Origin of the sequence: Paenibacillus sp. CH40 (genome assembly GCF_024213605.1) — a bacterium.
GTDB lineage: Bacteria > Bacillota > Bacilli > Paenibacillales > Paenibacillaceae > Paenibacillus > Paenibacillus polymyxa_B.
In genome coordinates this window covers 1-577 of sequence record NZ_JANAVQ010000033.1, presented here as the reverse complement: position 1 = coordinate 577, position 577 = coordinate 1, and the positions used below count along the sequence as shown (strand labels likewise).

Sequence of the window (577 nt, the reverse complement as noted above, 5' to 3'; positions counted from 1 at the left end):
CCGGTGCGAGGACAGTGTCAGGTGGGCAGTTTGACTGGGGCGGTCGCCTCCTAAAGAGTAACGGAGGCGCCCCAAGGTTCCCTCAGAATGGTTGGAAATCATTCGAAGAGTGCAAAGGCAGAAGGGAGCTTGACTGCGAGACCTACAAGTCGAGCAGGGACGAAAGTCGGGCTTAGTGATCCGGTGGTACCGCATGGAAGGGCCATCGCTCAACGGATAAAAGCTACCCTGGGGATAACAGGCTTATCTCCCCCAAGAGTCCACATCGACGGGGAGGTTTGGCACCTCGATGTCGGCTCATCGCATCCTGGGGCTGAAGTAGGTCCCAAGGGTTGGGCTGTTCGCCCATTAAAGCGGTACGCGAGCTGGGTTCAGAACGTCGTGAGACAGTTCGGTCCCTATCTGTCGTGGGCGTAGGAAATTTGAGAGGAGCTGTCCTTAGTACGAGAGGACCGGGATGGACGTACCGCTGGTGTACCAGTTGTTCCGCCAGGAGCACCGCTGGGTAGCTATGTACGGAAGGGATAAGCGCTGAAAGCATCTAAGCGTGAAGCCCCCCTCAAGATGAGATTTCCCA

General features: G+C 56.8%; 1 rRNA gene. It reads left to right on the top strand.

The annotated features are described in order from the left end of the window. Positions 1–577, top strand: a 23S ribosomal RNA gene (locus NLX73_RS24845); the annotation flags it as partial.